Here is a 4,235-nt window from a genome sequence, read left to right as displayed (position 1 = left end):
ATTTAGAGAGTGATAAATCAAAATCCCTATATAGAAACAAATACTCATCAACATTCGTTATTTTTGCCCCTTTTTCAAAACACAGCACCCATAAATAATAATCTTCTGCTGATGAATATTCTCCGTTGCTATATTTTAAATTGTTTTCGACAAGAAATGATTTTCGCATCATAACAGAGCCATGTGCAAATGGAGTCGATCTAGTTAGGATGACAGATTGAAAATGAGAATCTACGGAAACTACTCTTGATTTACTTAATTGCCCTGATTCAGTTACTAAGTGAAAATGGCAGCCACATAGGTCATAACCGTTTTCCATTAACTTAATCTGTTCTTCAAACCTATTTTCAAGAGATATATCATCCGCATCCATTCTAGCGACATACTTAGAATTTGATTCCTCTATCCCCCTATTTAAACTATAAACAAGCCCCATATTTTCTTGATTAATAACCTTTACTCGATTATCAACCTTTCTATATTCATCAATAATAATAGAACTGCCATCTGTTGAACCATCATTAATGATGATCAGCTCAAAATTGCGTTCAGTTTGCGTCAATATCGAATCAATGGCTTCTCTTAAATATTTTTCACCATTATAAACAGGTAAAATAACACTAATTAACGTTTTCATAAGCTACGTCTCAATAAGAAATTACACATACCTATCCATTAGGCACGGAGGATTATTTGAATTTACGATATATGCTTCTGATTATTTCATATATGCCAATTTTTCTAAGTAATAGTAATGATTGATTAAAAGCTTTTACTTTTCCATAAAGAATGCTTTGCTTTAATCTAAAATAGAGCTCTCTAAAGCGATTATCCTCAATCATATTTTTCATCATAGCGATATCATTTTTATCTTTTTCCTCTAACCTACATTCTTTCATTAAATACAGCTGATTAAAGGAAATAAATTTGATACCTTGAAAATAAAAATAGTTTCTTGGTGAAAAGAGCAATTCACCTTTGTTTAGTTTATGATAAATTAATTCAGTGTCATGAGACTCAATATCTGTATTAATAAAATCAAGTTCTCCGCCTTTAAATGAAATGAAATCAAGATCACTTGCTTTGCGCAATCCATAGATAGCGAGTATTATACCACTATCTAACACTACTTCCTCTGGTTGTAAGCTATTAAGCACAAGAAAATCTTTAAAGTCAGATAGTTTACGATGCGTATCAATATATTTATTTGGTTTTGCATAATTAAGAAAATGGACAGCATTATCATTGAACACTAAGCGAGACAACTCCAATGCTTCAGGTTTTGTATCCGTAATATGAATTGAATGCTTGCCTACATTGAAAAGTTTTCTCACTTTTTCTTTTATTATTAGGACATCATCTAAAGATTTGCCCTGAAAGGCAATAAATCGAACATCACCATACTTCTTAAAGCATTCAACAAGTTTTCCTGAAACCCCTTTATAGTTATTATCAATACTTCCTAACCACTTCTCACCTGCATACACCTGAGATAATAGGTTATGGGCACCATTTGGAGTTAGTTTAATATCCTTTCGATAAATAATATTTGGGAATATTGCTTCTAACTCAGTATCTTTTCCTGTCGCCGTTGGCCACACACAAGCAATATAAACATGATTAGAAAGTTCAATAAACTTAGTTGCTGCAGCATCAAGTATATCTACCGAAACATTCCTCGAATAAAAAAATTTATAATCATAGATTTGATCTTTAGTATCAATTTTAACACAACTAATTTTTTTACCTAAATTAATAGCACTAGCGACACGATGAGCTCCATTTGCTATAGAGCCATTATTAGATAATGGAACCAATGTTTTAGTCGGGTCAAAACCATTCATCTTTATATTTTCATATGTAGAATCAAAAGAAGCATGAAATTTATCAATGCTATCCTTATCTTCATTACCAGGCTCAGTAAACGCCCCAAGGCTAAACGCTCGAATATGCTCGTCATAAGCATTAGTTAGAAAGTCAGAACTATGTATATGTTTATCTAGATATAATAGTTTAAATGCAAGATCAAAACGATTCGCGGTTAACAATTCGATAGCATCAACTTCTTTTAAGTCGAATTGATTTCTATTGAGAGCTGTATGAAAATGCTCTTCAATGCAGCTTTCTAAGCTTACCTTGCTAATTTTAATCGCGCTCATTCTTTTTTATCTCTTCCAAGTTTTTCATAAAATCTACAATACGGCACTTAAATGTATGTACTTTTCGCGCCTTTCTAATACCAAGTGACTTTATTCTTTCTCTCTCAGTATCATTCTTCAGATAATATTTGATCAGTTTTTCTGCTTCATCAATGCTGTTATAGCAGGCTATTTCTTTACCAATATCAAAGTATTCATCAAGGCTTGGAACATAATCTGTTAATTGGAACCCCCCTTGTACAGGAATTTCAAAATTACGCGCTTTGGTTTGACTGCTGCACTTTGCCTTTTTAAAAACAGATTTCAAACAAGACAAAGAAGCTCTTAAACTTGACAATAAATATCTAGCATCATAACTTTCACTGTTGGATATATTTAAATTAATTTTCGAATTTGAGAATACCTCTTCAACCTGCTCATAGCTGAGCCTCCCATTATCCCAACCACCACCAAAGCAATGAACGAAAATACCTCTACTAGCCAGTGCATCTACAAACCATTTTCGGTAACGATTATAACCACCAATAAAACTGACTTCGTATTTATAATCTATAAAGACATGCTCGACTTGGCTTTCTAAAGACGCCCATTGGCTGCGGATAACATTCTGTTGCCCTATACTATAATACTTTTCGATACTGTATTTATCAGTTGTAATACAGGCAGAAAAGTAGGGGGAATAATTGGAAGTAAAACCTTCAAAACGCCATTGGTCGTCACCGAAAAAGTTTGCCGTGAAAAAGCCTTTTTCTTTCAGTTTTTTTAGTGTGTTAATCTCGACCTGATCTTTTTGCAAAATAAAAAATATTAAGTCGGGTGAAATATCAGAAGCACGAGTTATTATTGTTTTTTGCAGCTCTTCAAAAGTATAATCTTCATAAAATAAGGCATCGACTTCATAGCCAAGCTTGCTAAAGTTTTCATACCAAGCTTTATAGTTTAGCGCGCTACCATTTTCTTTTTTTCCATATTCATATTGAAAAGCTATATATAGAATTTTAGTTATCATCAAAACCTCGTGAAATTATAGATACAACTTTCTCCGCAAACCCTTTCCCTGTAAATTGGTAACTAACTTGACTACACAAGAATTCTTCAATGTTTTCAAGATACTGCATATAACTTTCATCGCTGATCATAACAATGTACTCATATAACTCTTCGTATGTATCAAAATTTCTCTTATCAATAAAGCAAGTAGCCGGTATATAATCAGTTATATTATTTGCCCCCCAATAAATTGGTACACAACCCGCAAAGAAACTATCAAATATTTTCTCAGTAATATAACCAGGAATGTTTTTAACATTTTCGTAACAAATGGAAAATTTATATCTTTCCATTACCCCTTTTTTGTTATCTACCATCCCTTGGTATGATGGATAGACTTGACCGGTGCAAATAGCATAAAAGCTTCCCAAATAAGGGACTCTATTTAACCCTCGAATTAGCTTTGGACCTTCAAATCTACGAGCCCCCCAACCTACACCATATAAATCAAAATCTTCAGGGTGGTATTTTTCAAACCACCTTACCGCTTCAACTCTTTTTGAATACAACTCATCTCTACTCTTTATTGGAGATTTTTTATTACCAGCTATTAATGTGAAAAGTTTCTTTTTATTAGATAACTCTTTATTTATCTCTGATGGAAATAGATGCGAAAAATTAAGCTTGTAATATTTTTTATCATCAACTATTCCATCGTGCCACGTAAATATCTTCTTGAAATAAGAATGTTTTTTAAGTTGATAGTTATCAGGCCTGATTAACTCACTCTCAACTAGTACGAGATAAGAGGTATCTATTTTATCTCGTGTTGGTAATTCTTTGGGCATATCAAAGTATAATACGGCGTCAGATGTCTCTATCGAATTTATATCACTGGTAGACAATTCACAATTAAACTTAAGAAACTCTTTTCGTAATTGAATATATTTATTGAAAATTCCATCTCTATTTAATTTACTATTTACGTTAAATATTTCATTATTATGAAGGTATTTAGATATGACTAAACAAATTTTTTTCATCTTTTAACAGCTTCCATTTTATTACCAATTAATATATAGACAC

The 4,235-nt window shown here is 32.2% G+C and carries 4 protein-coding genes; all 4 read right to left on the bottom strand.

Going from position 1 to position 4,235, the window contains the following annotated elements; all coding sequences use genetic code 11:
• Window positions 1-637, bottom strand: a 637-nt coding sequence (locus KSO91_RS16220) for a glycosyltransferase family 2 protein (protein WP_238744071.1), incomplete at its 3' end; no start/stop codon positions are given.
• Between the two features lie 52 nt (window positions 638-689).
• A complete protein-coding gene (locus KSO91_RS16215) occupies window positions 690-2,159 on the bottom strand; it encodes a hypothetical protein (RefSeq protein WP_238744070.1) in 1,470 nt (489 codons plus the stop codon).
• On the bottom strand, window positions 2,146-3,168 hold the full coding sequence (locus tag KSO91_RS16210; protein WP_238744069.1) for a CgeB family protein: 1,023 nt from the start codon (window positions 3,166-3,168) through the stop codon (window positions 2,146-2,148). The genes KSO91_RS16215 and KSO91_RS16210 overlap by 14 nt, the downstream gene beginning before the upstream one ends.
• Entirely contained in the window at window positions 3,158-4,192 is a 1,035-nt protein-coding gene (locus tag KSO91_RS16205; protein WP_238744068.1) for a glycosyltransferase family 10 domain-containing protein, read from the bottom strand. The genes KSO91_RS16210 and KSO91_RS16205 overlap by 11 nt, the downstream gene beginning before the upstream one ends.
• Window positions 4,193-4,235 lie beyond the last annotated feature (43 nt).

The sequence above is a fragment of the Psychromonas antarctica genome (genome assembly GCF_022267535.1).
Taxonomy (GTDB): domain Bacteria; phylum Pseudomonadota; class Gammaproteobacteria; order Enterobacterales; family Psychromonadaceae; genus Psychromonas; species Psychromonas antarctica.
The sequence above is the reverse complement of the archived record's forward strand: the minus strand, read 5'-3'. Positions and strand labels throughout refer to the sequence as shown.